Below are 13,114 nucleotides of genomic sequence, written 5' to 3'. Positions count from 1 at the left end.
AGGAGGTGCGCTCAACTGGCACGGGTCAACAGCCCACCGGGGGCCCGGTCGATACTGCCTTCCAGCTCCAGTTCGACCAAAGCAGGAGTGACATCGGAGGCAGGACTGTTCAGATCGCGGATCAACTGATCTTCGGCCAGGGGCGACGGGCCGAGGCGCGACAGAATCTGGCTGTGCAGGTCCGCCGTTTCGCGCAGGCTGCGTCGGTCGGGCGGTGGCGCAGAGGGAATTTCGAGAGGCAGTTCCGGCGCGGCGGGCCGGGTCAGCGGCGCCAGCGCTTCGAGCACATCTTCGGCACTGCGCACCAGCGTGGCCCCGTCCCGAATCAACATGTTGCATCCGGATGCACGGGCATCCATCGGGTGGCCGGGCACCGCCAACACCTCGCGCCCCTGATCGAGGGCATCGCGGGCGGTGATCAGGCTGCCGGACTTTGCCGCAGCTTCGACCACGATGGTGGCCTGTGCAAGGCCTGAGATGATCCGGTTGCGGGCAGGGAAATGGCGCGCCATCGGTTGCAGCCCCATGGGCTGCTCGCTCAGGCGGAGGCCGGAGGTGGCAAGGTTTTGCGCGAGTTCCGCGTTTTCCGCCGGATATATGGTATCGACGCCGCCCGCCTGCACCGCGACAGTGCCGCTGTCCAGTGCTGCCAGGTGGGTTGCGGCATCGACACCGCGTGCGAGCCCGGACACAACGACATAACCGGCCTTGCCCAGATCCGTCGCCAGCTTGCGGGCCATCCGCGTGCCCAGAGACGACGCATTTCGCGCCCCGACAAGGGCGATCATCGGTCTTCGAAGCAGGCTGACATCGCCCAAAGCCCACAAGAACGGGGGGGCGTCCGCCAGATCGTCGAGCATATGCGGGTAGGCGGAACTGCCGCGCGCGATCAATCGCGCTCCTGCGGCGCGTCCGGCTTTCAGCTCGGCACGTACAACGCCTTCGGGACAGATTTCGTAGCGCTGAACGCCGGCGGCGCGCGCTACCTCAGGTAGCGCGGCCAGCGCGTTTTGCGCGGTGCCGTGTTCAATCAGCAGACGATTGTACGTCGCAATGCCGACCCGGCGAGAGCGCAACAGACGAAGGCGCATGAACTGGTCGTCTTCCGAGGTGGGTGGGAGTGGGGGGTGAGTGGAAGAAGGATGGGTATCCGTACTTTCAGTCATCCGTTGCTCCGTCTGTTGCTGCAACCGTTATAGAATCGGCAAGGTTAACAGTGGGTGAATGACAGAAGGCGCATTCGATTTAATTCTGGTGTCGGTTTGTTGGCGCGCGCCATGAGTTCGGCACGCGCCGACACGATCAGGAAGCAGAGCCGCCGACAGTCAACCCGCCGATCATCAATGTGGGCTGGCCCACGCCCACAGGAACCCATTGGCCAGCCTTGCCGCAATTGCCCATGCCGGGATCAAGCGCCATGTCATTTCCGATGCCCCTGATCTGTTTCAGGGCCGTGGCTCCGTCGCCAATCAGGGTTGCACCCTTGACCGGCGCACCGACGACGCCGTTCTCGACCCGGTACGCTTCGGTGCAGGAAAACACGAACTTGCCATTGGTGATATCCACCTGACCACCGCCGAAACCGACGGCATAAATTCCGTCCTTGAGGTCGGCGACGATGTCACCGGGGGGCGAGTCGCCGCCCAGCATATAGGTGTTCGTCATGCGCGGCATCGGTGTATGCGCATAGCTTTGGCGGCGTCCGTTGCCGGTGGCCTTGACACCCATCAGGCGGGCGTTCTGCCGATCTTGCATGAAGCCTACCAGAATACCGTCTTCGATCAGGACGTTTTTGGCCGAGGGCGTGCCTTCGTCATCGACCGTGATAGACCCGCGCCGATCCGGGATCGTGCCGTCGTCAAGCACAGTCACGCCCGGGGCGGCGATGCGTTCGCCCATCAACCCGGCAAATGCGGAGCTGCCCTTGCGATTGAAATCCCCCTCAAGCCCATGACCGATGGCTTCGTGCAGCAAAATGCCGGGCCAGCCGGGACCAAGGACAACATCCATCACGCCTGCGGGGGCCGGAACCGCGGCGAGGTTCACAACCGCGACGCGCAATGCTTCACGCGCCTTGGCCTGCCAGTCACCGGGGTCCATCAGCCCGTCAAGGCCTACGCGTCCGCCACCGCCTGCTGAACCGCTCTCGCGGCGCCCGTTCTGCTCCACGATGACGGAGATATTGAGGCGCGTCATTGGGCGTATGTCGCGCACGGACACCCCATCGGGGCGCAGGATTTCGATTTCCTGAATCGAGGCCGCCAAAGACGCCGAGACCTGAACGACCCTAGAATCAAGATCGCGCACGAAGGCGTCGACCTCCTTCAGCGTTTCAAGTTTCACCGGAAAGGCCGCACCGGCAATCGGGTCGTCGCTGGTATAGAGCCTGCGATTGGTAGGTTGCGGGGCGTCTGCCAGCGTGCCGCCACCGTCGCCGACGGCCAGTCGCGCTGTCTCAGCCGCGCGCCTCAATGCGGCTTCGCTGATTTCGGTCGAATGGGCATATCCGGCGACTTCCCCGCGCACCGCGCGCAACCCAAACCCTTCGGATGCATCATAACTGGCTGTTTTAAGGCGACCATCGTCATAAACGAGTCCCTCGGAGCGACGCCGCTCAAAAAACAACTCGCCGTCATCAGCCCCTTCGGTCGCTGCGCGCAATATCGCAAGGGCATCATCGCGCGCCACGTTGGTTTCCAGCGGGGCGAAGGGGGCATCAGACATGGCTCGTTCCTCTTTTATTCTACCGGGTTGGCTTCAGGCGATTTCCTATGAAGCGTCCGTTTGACGCGCCCAAAACCCTTTATCTTGTGTTCAAGATATGATTGTAAGTGCCGACAATACAACGGGCGGGGTCTGCGGTGTGCGTAGTGGCCGTTCTCCGAAACCTAAATGATCCATCATGATCAGGACGACCAGATGAAAAAGCTTCTATCGATCTCGGGCGCATTCAGCGCAATTGCCGCAGCACCCGCTTTGGCACAGGAAGGCCTTGAAATTATTGGCAAGCCCATTGACGGCGCGATGGGTTTTCAACCCGCTGCGACAGAGGTGGCGCGCCGTCTTCAGTGGTTGGACGGCATGATTCTGGTGATCATCACGATCATCACTCTTTTCGTGACCGGCCTGCTGGCTTGGGTGGTCATCCGATACAATCGCAAACGGAACCCCGTTGCGGCGAGCTTTACCCACCATACACCGATTGAAATTGCGTGGACTGTTGTTCCGATCGTGATTTTGGTGTTCATCGGGGCGTTCTCGCTGCCCACGTTGTTCCACCAGCAGGAGATTCCGGAAGCGGATATCACCATCAAGGCAACCGGCTATCAGTGGTTCTGGGGCTATGAGTATGTCGACGAAGGGTTTGCCTTTGACGCCTACATGATCGGTGCTCCGGCCACGGGCGGCGACAATTCTCTCACACCAGAGACCGAATCCGCCTTGGTCGAAGCAGGCTACAGCCGTGACGAATTCCTGCTCGCCACGGACAATGCGATGGTGATCCCGGTCAACAAGACAATTGTTGTTCAGGTAACGGGCGCGGACGTGATCCATGCCTGGACGATACCGGCCTTTGGTGTGAAGCAGGACGCCGTGCCCGGTCGTCTTGCCGAGCTGTGGTTCGAGGCTGAAAAGGAAGGTATCTATTTCGGTCAGTGTTCCGAACTTTGCGGGATTGCGCACGCCTACATGCCGATTACTGTCAAGGTGGTCAGCGAAGAGGCCTATGCCGAATGGCTGGCCGAAGCGCGTGAAGAATTCGCAGGCATTCCACGCACGGTGCAAATCGCATCCAATTAAACTGTAAGGCGGGGGAAACCCCGCCCTGCATTTCGTTCCAACCCACAGGATTGTAATGACAGACGTCAGTTTTCAAAACCCGGTGCAGACAGACGAAGCGAGCCTTGGCGACTACTTCGCGCTGATGAAGCCGCGCGTGATGCAACTGGTTGTCTTTACGGCTCTGGTTGGCCTGTTGGCCGCACCTGTGAACGTGCATCCCGTGATCGCGTTTGCGTCCATCCTGTTTGTTGCGATCGGGGCAGGGGCCTCGGGCGCGCTGAACATGTGGTGGGACGCGGATATTGACCAGGTGATGAAGCGGACGGCCAAACGACCGATCCCGGCGGGCAAAGTCACCTCGGAAGAGGCAAAGATCCTGGGGTTTGCGCTGTCTGGCATGTCGGTCATGATGCTGGCGCTGAGCGCCAATTTTCTGGCGGCCGGCCTGCTGGCGTTTACGATATTTTTCTACATCGTCATCTATTCCATGTGGCTCAAACGCTCGACCCCGCAAAACATCGTCATCGGTGGCGCTGCCGGGGCGTTCCCCCCGGTGATCGGCTGGGTGATTGCGACCGGGTCCATGGCCATCGAACCATGGCTCATGTTTGCGCTGATATTCATGTGGACGCCGCCGCATTTCTGGGCCCTCGCCTTGTTCATGAAAGCGGATTACCACAATGCAGGCGTGCCGATGTTGACGGTGACCCATGGGCGCAAATCGACGCGCACGCATATCCTTGTCTATACCGTTCTCTTGGTGGCGTTAGCCGTTGGTACGGCGTTCACGGCGATCGGTGGTCCTGTTTATCTTGCTACGGCGCTGGTCCTGAACGCGATGTTCCTCAAAGGAGCCTATGACATCTGGCGCCGCGACGAGGCGCAATCGGAAGTCGACGGTTACAAGGTCGAGAAAAGCTTCTTCAAGCTGTCCTTGTGGTATCTCTTCTTGCATTTCGGGGCCATTCTGGTCGAGGCATTTCTGCCTGCAACATGGGGTATCTGGTCATGAGCATCCGCGCTGAACATGAACTGCACCAACGTCGCAAGGGGCGCAATGTTGGGGTTGGTCTGATGTTGGGTGCCTTTGTCGTGCTCGTTCTGGCTCTGACCTTTGTGAAAATCACCAGCGGTGATTTTGAAATGCCCCGGATCGAGGAGCAGCAGTAATGGCGCTTTCCGGACCTCAGAAAACTGTGTTTCAGACTGTCGGCCTTGTGGTGTTCATGGGAGGATTGGCGTGGGCCTCTGTCCCGTTTTACGACTGGTTCTGCCGGGTGACCGGCTTTGGTGGCACGACAGGGGTCAGCGAAGTGGCCTCCGACGAAATCCTGGATCAGACGATCAAGATCCGCTTTGACGCATCTCTGGAGCGCAACATGCCGTGGGAATTCAAGCCCATGGCGCGTGAAATGGAATTGCGGATCGGTGAAACGGGTCTTGCCTTTTACGAAGCCTATAACCCCACGGACAAGCCCGTGGCCGGATCGGCGAGCTATAACGTCGCCCCTTACGAGGCGGGCGGATTCTTCTCGAAGATCGACTGCTTCTGCTTTGAAGAACAGGTTCTGGCGCCCGGAGAGCGCGTCCAGATGCCCGTTACATTTTATGTAGACCCGGAAATTGTGACGGATCGCGACGCAAAATACGTGCATTCAATCACACTGAGCTATACGTTTTACGAAATAGATCTGCCCGAAGGCTTTGCGGCCATCGAACAGCAGACAGACACCAACCTGAACTGAGGGACGGCCCATGGCCCACGCAAAAAATCACGATTATCACATTCTGGCGCCATCGACGTGGCCGCTCCTGGGCGCTGTGGCGGCCTTCTTCATGCTGTTTGGCGCAGTGGTCTGGATGTCGGGTGGGGTGACCATCCTCTTCAAATCCATCGAACTGACCGGCCCGTGGATGTTCCTTATGGGCTTTGTTGCCGTGCTTTACGTCATGTTCGGCTGGTGGGCTGACGTGGTGACGGAAAGCCAGGTCGGCGATCATACGCCCGTTGTTCGGATTGGCCTGCGCTATGGCTTTATCCTGTTCATCATGTCCGAGGTGATGTTCTTTGCGGCGTGGTTCTGGTCTTTCTTCAAGCACGCGCTCTATCCGATGAACGAATATGTCGGCAGCACCTATGTCCCGCCGGATATCTACCCGGTCGACGCGTTCCACCTGCCGCTGATCAACACGCTGGTGCTTTTGCTGTCCGGTTGTGCCATCACATGGGCGCACCATGCTCTGGTGCACGAAAACAACCGCAAGGACCTGATTACAGGTCTGGCCATCGGTATTGTTCTGGGCATCGCGTTCACGGGTCTGCAGGCCTATGAATATGGTCACCTGCTGCATGAGGGCTGGGAATTCGGTGCGGACAAGTTCTATTCGAACTTCTTCATGGCGACAGGGTTCCACGGCTTGCACGTGATCATCGGGACGGTCTTTCTGAGCGTCTGCATGATCCGCGCGATGAAGGGGCACTTCACTCCTGAAAAGCACGTCGGATTTGAGGCGGCGGCCTGGTACTGGCACTTCGTGGATGTGGTCTGGCTCTTCCTGTTCTTCGCGGTCTACGTGTGGGGCATTCCAGGCTAAGCTGGCGCTTGCATTTCACGGCACAAGCCATAAACACAAGGCGCGCGCGGGTTCCGGGCGCGCTTTTCCTTTGGAGTTCGGACGTTTCGATGCGACGCTTGGCATTCTTGTTGGTCTTTGGTCTGGGTGGGGCGTCCATTCTTGTCGGCCTCGGTATCTGGCAGGTTCAGCGGTTGGCGTGGAAGCAGGAACTTCTGGCCCGCATCGATGCCGAGATTGCTGCGCCGCCTGTGCTTCTGGCGGAGGCCCTTGCGCCCGAATTTCGCCGCTATGCGCCTGTGGAACTGACAGGGCAGTTTGGCGAGGAGCACATCCGCATGTTGGCTTCCCGCAAATCCATCGGTCCGGTGTACCGGATCATCCGGCCGTTCACCGTAGAGGGGCAGGGCGCGGTTCTGGTGGATACCGGTTGGCAACCCCAGTCCGCCGACGTCGAGGGCGCACCACGGGTGCGCCTTACGCTCCTCGGCAATCTGGACACCCCGATAGAAGCGGATGGATTTACCCCGGGTCCGGACGCCGCCTCCAACATCTGGTTTGCCCGCGACGTGCCAGCCATGGCCGAAGCGCTCGGCACCGATCCGGTGTTGGTGGTGTTGCGCGATGCGCCGGAAATCGACCTCGGTGTGACGCCCTGGCCGGTAGACAGCGCTGGCATTCCGAACGATCACCTGCAATACGCCATCACCTGGTTTTCGCTGGCCGCGATCTGGGTGGTGATGACCGCCGTTTTTGTCCTTCGGCCCAACCGTAACTCCGCACGGAAAGACTGACCCATGCGCTATATTTCGACCCGTGGCACCGCGCCGACTCTCAGCTTTGAAGAGGCGATGCTGTCCGGTCTTGCCCGCGACGGGGGCCTGTACGTGCCCGAAACGATCCCGGTGCTGGATGCCGATGCCATCGCGGCCATGCAGGGCCAAAGCTATGAACAGATCGCCTATACCGTGATGCGGCCCTTCGTCGGCGACACATTCACGGATGCGGAGTTCCGGGACTGTATCGATCGCGCCTATGCCGGTTTTGGCCACGCGGCGCGCGCACCTTTGGTGCAACTGGATCAGGGGCATTTCCTGCTGGAACTGTTCCATGGCCCGACGCTGGCCTTCAAGGACTTTGCCATGCAGTTGATCGGGCAACTGTTTCAAACGGCGCTTGCCCGTCGCGGCGACCGCGTGACTATCGTGGGTGCCACCTCTGGAGACACCGGATCGGCGGCGATCGAGGCCTTTCGGGGCCTCGACAACGTTGATGTGTTCATCCTTTATCCGCATGGCCGGGTGAGCGAAGTGCAACGCCGCCAGATGACCACACCCGTCGAATCCAACGTCCATGCCTTGGCCGTAGACGGAGATTTCGATGACTGTCAGGCGCGCCTCAAGGACATGTTCAACGATTTCGAGTTTCGCGATGGGGTCGGGCTGGCCGGGGTCAACTCGATAAACTGGGCACGGGTGCTGGCACAGGTCGTGTACTATTTCTCGGCCGCCGTCGCGATGGGCGCGCCGGAACGCAAGGTCAGCTTTACGGTGCCCACGGGCAATTTCGGCGACATTTTCGCAGGCTACATCGCGAAACGTATGGGCCTTCCGATCGACAAGCTGGTTGTGGCCACCAACCAGAACGACATTCTGCACCGCTGTCTGAGCGGGCATGGCTATCACAAGGGCGACACTATTCCGTCGATCAGCCCGTCGATGGACATTCAGGTCAGCTCGAATTTCGAACGCGCTTTGTTTGATGCCTACGACCGTGACGGCGCAGCCGTGGCGCAGTTGATGGATGAGTTGAAATCGGGCGGCTTTGACGTCAGCCAAGGCGCGATGCAGGCCCTTCAGGAAACCTACAGCTCCGGTCGGGTGTCTGAGGCCGAGACCAGCACACAGATCACGAAGACATTGCGTGACAGCGCAGAGCTGCTCTGTCCCCATTCCGCCGTCGGCGTGAAGGTCGCAAATGACCAGCGTGTCGCAGGCACGCCGATGGTGACGCTGGCAACCGCTCACCCCGCCAAATTCCCCGACGCCGTCGAGGCCGCCACAGACATTCGCCCCCCTCTTCCCCCCCGGATGGCGGACCTGTATGAACGCTCTGAACGGCTGACGCGCGTGCCCAATGATCTGGCGGCGCTCATGACCCATATCAAGGAAAACCGAAGCAAGTGACCACGCAGACCCATCGCCTGAAAAACGGCTTTCGCATCGTGACAGAACATATGCCCGGACTGGCTTCGGCCTCGATCGGGATCTGGGTGGGTGCCGGCGCGCGCCACGAGGCACCCGAGCAGAACGGGATCGCGCATTTCATGGAACATATGGCCTTCAAAGGCACCGAACGGCGCAGCGCGCTGCAAATCGCCGAAGCGATTGAGGACGTGGGCGGCTATATCAATGCCTATACCAGTCGCGAAGTGACGGCCTACTACGCGCGGGTGCTGGAAAACGATGTGCCGCTGGCGATGGATGTGATCGCCGATATCCTGCTGAACCCGGCACTGGATCAAAAGGAGATCGAGGTCGAGCGGGGTGTCATCCTGCAAGAGATCGGTCAGGCGCTGGATACGCCTGACGACGTGATATTCGACTGGTTGCAGGAAGAGGCCTATCCCAAACAACCGCTTGGCCGCACGATTCTCGGGCCGAGCGAGCGGGTGTCGGCCTTTGGCCGCGAAGATCTGTCCCGTTTTATCAATCAGCACTATGGACCGGAGCAGATGATCCTCTCGGCGGCGGGCGCGATTGACCATGACGCGATCGTAAAGCTGGCGGAAACCCTGTTTGGGCATCTCACGTCGCGGCCCGTTCTGCTTGCCGATACGGCGAGGTTTTCCGGTGGTGAGATACGTCAGACCAAAAAGCTGGAACAGGCGCATTTTGCGCTGGGTTTTGAATCGCCGGGATATCGGCATGACGACATTTACATCGCGCAAACTTACGCAAGCGCGTTGGGCGGCGGCATGTCGAGCCGCCTGTTTCAGGAAATCCGCGAAAATCGCGGGCTGTGCTACACGATTTTTGCGCAGGCGGGTGCCTATGCCGACACCGGGATGACAACTGTTTACGCCGGCACATCGGCGGATCAGGTCGGTGATCTGGCGAACATCACGATGGATGAAATGAAACGGGCTGCCGGTGATATCAGCGAGGCGGAAGTGAGCCGTGCGCGTGTCCAGATGAAGGCTGGCCTTTTGATGGGGTTGGAGAGTCCATCGAACCGCGCAGAGCGTCTGGCGCGACTGGTGCAGATCTGGGACCGGGTGCCGGGCCTTGACGAGACGGTCGCGCGCATTGACGCGGTGACTGCCGCCGATGTGCGCGGTTTTGCGGAACATATGGCGGGAACAGCGCCGATGGCTTTGGCCCTCTATGGGCCCGTGGACAAAGCGCCCACATTGGCGCAGTTGCAGGAGCAGCGCGCCGCCTGATGCTGCTGTCAAAACGGAAATTGCGGATCGAGACGGAGCGTATGACGTTGCGCACGCCGACGCATTCGGATTACCGGGCCTGGGCCGCCTTGCGCGCGGCCAGCGTCGATCATCTGACCCCGTGGGAGCCAAGCTGGGCCAATGACCACCTGACGCGCAAGGCCTTTACCAATCGGGTCTACTGGGCGCAGCGTTCCGTGGCGAGCGGCACGGCGCTGCCGCTTTTCATGTTTCGCCGCGCCGACGATATCCTGCTCGGGGCGATCACGCTGGACAACGTGCGGCGTGGTCCGGCGCAGGCCGGCACGCTGGGCTATTGGACCGGGCAGAACCATGCGCGCCAGGGCTATATGCAAGAAGCGATCAAGGCCGTTGTGCATTATGCGTTCACCCGTGTTGATCTCAGCCGCATCGAGGCAGCCTGTTTGCCCGAAAACACGGCCTCTCGCGGGCTTTTGGAAAGCTGCGGGTTCAAATACGAAGGCGTCGCGCAAAGCTATCTGCAGATTGACGGGCGCTGGCGAACGCATGTTTTATATGCAGCCCTGCGCATGGATCGACGCGGCAAGACGACTGCGGGCTGAAACACCTGAATGTTACTTTTGCCAAAGGCCGCCGATGCGCTAGATTTATCTCATGCGCTTGTTCCTGATCTCATTCATAGCCGTGTGTGTCTCTTCGATTGGAGTGGCGGCCCAGACCCGCACCCCCAGCCATTGCATCGCACTGGCTGAGGACATCCAGGGCGCCGAATACGTGCAACGCGCCAGCTATGACGTGGAGCTGGCGCCTGAAACGGTCCGTATCCATTACATTTCCCATGCCAGTTTCCTGATCCGGACGGCAGGTGGATTGAATATGGTCACGGATTTTACGGGCTTTACCGGCAACGCCCGGATGATCCCGGACGTTGTTACCATGAACCACGCCCATGAGACCCATTGGACAGCCTTTCCCGACCCGGCCATTCCGCATGTCCTCGAAGGGTGGGGACCGTTCGGCGAAGGCATCGACCACCGCCTTGATCTGGGCGAGGTTTTGGTACGAAACGTCTCGACAGATATCCGGTCGCAATGGTCTGGCATCGAAACCGAAGGTAACTCGATCTTTGTGTTTGAAGTGGCGGGGCTGTGCATTGGGCACCTCGGCCACCTGCATCACGAACCCAATGCCGAACAATATGCCGCGATCGGCAGGCTGGACGTTGTGATGGCCGCCGTCGATGGGGGCACGTCGTTGGATTTGCCGACTATGATGCGGATCGTCGGGCGATTGCGGTCCTCCATCGTGATCCCGATGCACTGGTTTGGCGATTTCACGTTGGACGTGTTCCTGACGGGGATGCAGGATGAGTTTCAGATCGTGGACGTCGGCGGGCCAGCGCTTGATGTGTCGCTGGATCGGTTGCCGGGCAGACCGACTATCATGGTGTTGCGCCCCGAATGGCTGAACGTCACGCCTGAATAAAACGCCGCGTTGCCGGTGCATGCGTTTTCTGGCACATGCAAGCTTCGGGAACGCTGGGGGCTTGTATGCTGAATTCATTGACATCCGACGTGCAAACGCGCCTGCGGGCCACATTGCCGCCGGACAGGTTTGCCAGTGCAGAAGCACGTCACCTCGAAGAGCCGCGCGGGCGCTATGCCGGGCAGGCGGGATTGGTCGCGACCCCCCGTTCGACGGACGAAGTGGCCACCCTGATCCGGGCTGCGGGAGCAGAACAAATCGCCGTCATTCCTTACGGCGGTGGCACCGGTCTGGTGGGGGGGCAGGTGGCTCCGGATGGGCCCGTACCCCTGATCGTATCGTTGGAAAAGATGTCGGCGATCCGCGCAATCTATCCCCAAGAGAACGTGATGATTGCCGAAGCAGGGGTAATTCTGGCGGATGTTCAGGCGGCCGCCGAAGAGGCCGACCGTTTATTCCCCTTGTCGCTTGCCTCCGAAGGCTCGGCCCGGATCGGTGGACTGCTGGCCACGAATGCAGGGGGCACGGGCGTTTTGCGCTATGGCAACATGCGGGATCTGGTTCTGGGGATCGAGGCAGTTTTGCCCAGCGGAGAAATTTACAATGGCATCAGCCGCCTGCGCAAAGACAACACAGGCTATGACCTGCGCCATTTACTGATCGGGGCCGAAGGGACGCTTGGTATCATCACGGCGGCCTCGCTCAAGCTTTATGCGCGTCCGGCCGCAAACGGGACAGCCTTGTTTCAGGTGGCATCTCCGGCGGCCGCGCTTAGCTTGTTGGCGATGGCACGCGACCAAGTCGGCGAATCCATCAGCGCCTTTGAACTGATCCATCGCCAAGGCTTCGATTTTCTGGCCGAAACGATGCCGGAGGTGCGCAACCCCTGGAGCGAAACACCGGAGTGGTGCGTGTTGATCGAACTCGGATTGCCGCACGGGCTTGACCCAGCGACGGCTTTCGAAACACTGTACACGTCGGGCGTGGAGGCCGGTCTGGTGGAGGATGGGCTGATCGCGCAAAATGCGGCCCAAAGTGCACAGTTCTGGGCGATCCGCGAAAATATCCCCGAAGCCAACCGCCGCATCGGGTCTATCAGTTCGCATGACATCTCGGTGCCGTTGGGCGCGCTGGCGGAGTTCATCCCCGAAGGCGGAAAGCGCATCGCGGCGATTGGCGCGTTTCGGATCAATTGCTTTGGCCATATGGGCGACGGAAACCTGCACTACAATGTCTTCCCAATGCCGGGAAAGACGCGGGCCGATCACATGACCGAACGCACCGAGATCAAGCGGGTCGTGCATGATCTTGCCCACGAATTGGGGGGATCCGTCAGTGCGGAACACGGGATCGGGCGGCTCAAGGTCGACGATTTGGAACGCTACGGCAATCCGGCCAAACTGGCCACAATGCGGACGATCAAGACAGCCCTTGACCCGATGGGGATCATGAACCCGGGCGCGGTGTTGCGGGCATGATGTGACGGCCTTGGCTATTATGATTCATCTGGTTTTTTGACCTGATCGGCTCCGAAGATGGTCTTGTGATCTGCGTTTTGGGGTGTCGCCGAAAGCCGCACGGGGCAGGGTTCGGAACAAGGCACCACGGCGCAATTCCGGAAGTTTAGAGCAACAGGGGGCTTTCAATCTTTGGGTTTTCCGGAATTGGTGCGAGGGGCATTTTTTGTTCAGCCCGGTAGGCTTGCAAATCCGTTTCCTCTATTGTCGAATGCAGTCAGGGCTTTGTGGGGAAAAGACGATCGTCATCGCCGATACAATCTGTCGCTTCTGTTGCGCTCGCGCGATTCCGACACGGGGCCGTTCACGTGGCCCGATCACATTGCCC

The 13,114-nt window shown here is 60.0% G+C and carries 13 protein-coding genes; 11 read left to right on the top strand and 2 right to left on the bottom strand.

The features are described 5' to 3' along the window. Positions 1–11: 11 nt before the first annotated feature. The gene (dprA, locus tag LC354_RS05155) at positions 12–1,166 is read right to left on the bottom strand and encodes a DNA-processing protein DprA (protein WP_223421780.1); all 1,155 of its coding nucleotides are present in this window, start codon (positions 1,164–1,166) and stop codon (positions 12–14) included. Between the two features lie 136 nt (positions 1,167–1,302). Further along, positions 1,303–2,724 (bottom strand): metalloprotease TldD, encoded by a 1,422-nt coding sequence (tldD, locus tag LC354_RS05150; protein ID WP_223421779.1) that lies wholly within the window; start codon positions 2,722–2,724, stop codon positions 1,303–1,305. 195 nt (positions 2,725–2,919) lie between these two features. Here tldD and coxB point away from each other — a divergent pair, with 195 nt between their 5' ends. From coxB to LC354_RS05095, 11 genes are all read left to right on the top strand, one after another. Continuing rightward, positions 2,920–3,801 carry a cytochrome c oxidase subunit II gene (gene coxB, locus LC354_RS05145; RefSeq protein ID WP_223421778.1) on the top strand — a complete coding sequence of 294 codons (882 nt, stop codon included), beginning with the start codon at positions 2,920–2,922 and terminating at the stop codon, positions 3,799–3,801. Between the two features lie 55 nt (positions 3,802–3,856). Next, positions 3,857–4,795: a heme o synthase gene (locus tag LC354_RS05140; protein ID WP_223421777.1), complete on the top strand. Its 939-nt coding sequence runs from the start codon at positions 3,857–3,859 to the stop codon at positions 4,793–4,795. Further along, the gene (locus LC354_RS05135) at positions 4,792–4,953 is read left to right on the top strand and encodes a cytochrome C oxidase assembly protein (protein WP_223421776.1); all 162 of its coding nucleotides are present in this window, start codon (positions 4,792–4,794) and stop codon (positions 4,951–4,953) included. Before LC354_RS05140 ends, LC354_RS05135 begins: the two co-directional genes overlap by 4 nt. Continuing rightward, a complete protein-coding gene (locus LC354_RS05130; protein ID WP_223421775.1) occupies positions 4,953–5,528 on the top strand; it encodes a cytochrome c oxidase assembly protein in 576 nt (191 codons plus the stop codon). Before LC354_RS05135 ends, LC354_RS05130 begins: the two co-directional genes overlap by 1 nt. Before the next feature lie 10 nt (positions 5,529–5,538). Then, positions 5,539–6,378: a cytochrome c oxidase subunit 3 gene (locus LC354_RS05125; protein ID WP_223421774.1), complete on the top strand. Its 840-nt coding sequence runs from the start codon at positions 5,539–5,541 to the stop codon at positions 6,376–6,378. A gap of 89 nt (positions 6,379–6,467) precedes the next feature. After that, entirely contained in the window at positions 6,468–7,151 is a 684-nt protein-coding gene (locus LC354_RS05120) for an SURF1 family protein (RefSeq protein ID WP_223421773.1), read from the top strand. A gap of 3 nt (positions 7,152–7,154) precedes the next feature. Next, positions 7,155–8,543, top strand: coding sequence for a threonine synthase (gene thrC, locus LC354_RS05115; RefSeq protein ID WP_223421772.1), 1,389 nt, complete (start codon positions 7,155–7,157; stop codon positions 8,541–8,543). Beyond that, positions 8,540–9,802 carry a M16 family metallopeptidase gene (locus tag LC354_RS05110; RefSeq protein ID WP_223421771.1) on the top strand — a complete coding sequence of 421 codons (1,263 nt, stop codon included), beginning with the start codon at positions 8,540–8,542 and terminating at the stop codon, positions 9,800–9,802. Before thrC ends, LC354_RS05110 begins: the two co-directional genes overlap by 4 nt. Continuing rightward, positions 9,802–10,386 (top strand): GNAT family N-acetyltransferase, encoded by a 585-nt coding sequence (locus tag LC354_RS05105; RefSeq protein ID WP_223421770.1) that lies wholly within the window; start codon positions 9,802–9,804, stop codon positions 10,384–10,386. Before LC354_RS05110 ends, LC354_RS05105 begins: the two co-directional genes overlap by 1 nt. A 52-nt stretch (positions 10,387–10,438) precedes the next feature. Further along, complete coding sequence (locus tag LC354_RS05100; RefSeq protein WP_223421769.1) at positions 10,439–11,269, top strand: MBL fold metallo-hydrolase; 831 nt, start codon at positions 10,439–10,441, stop codon at positions 11,267–11,269. A 65-nt stretch (positions 11,270–11,334) separates the two neighbouring features. Continuing rightward, entirely contained in the window at positions 11,335–12,747 is a 1,413-nt protein-coding gene (locus tag LC354_RS05095) for an FAD-binding oxidoreductase (protein WP_223421768.1), read from the top strand. Positions 12,748–13,114: the final 367 nt, after the last annotated feature.

Origin of the sequence: Tateyamaria pelophila (genome assembly GCF_019966495.1) — a bacterium.
Classification (GTDB): domain Bacteria; phylum Pseudomonadota; class Alphaproteobacteria; order Rhodobacterales; family Rhodobacteraceae; genus Tateyamaria; species Tateyamaria pelophila.
The sequence above is the reverse complement of the archived record's forward strand: the minus strand, read 5'-3'. Positions and strand labels throughout refer to the sequence as shown.